The 261-nt window shown below is 42.9% G+C and carries 1 pseudogene; it reads left to right on the forward strand.

The window, feature by feature from the left end:
• Positions 1 to 261: pseudogene (locus ACFIK8_RS12330) on the forward strand (MFS transporter); the annotation flags it as partial.

Below are 261 nucleotides of genomic sequence, written 5' to 3' on the forward strand. Positions count from 1 at the left end.
TGATGTCTTAAGACGGCGTTATTCTTTACAATGGCGTATGGAGAGCGATGATATGAGGGATGTCGTTTTCGGCACCTTATTAGATACTGGAAAAATGACGATTGAACAAATTGATGGTGAATTAGAAGGAGATCGATTTGCGCCCCAGTTATTAGGGTCTAAGCAGCGTCAATCATGGCAAAGGCGGCAATTAGTTGATGCACCAGACTATATTCGGGGTGATATTCCCCAATGGTGTCAAGCGCATTTGCATCCTTTATT

This window comes from Bartonella sp. MR168JLCBS (genome assembly GCF_042194175.1).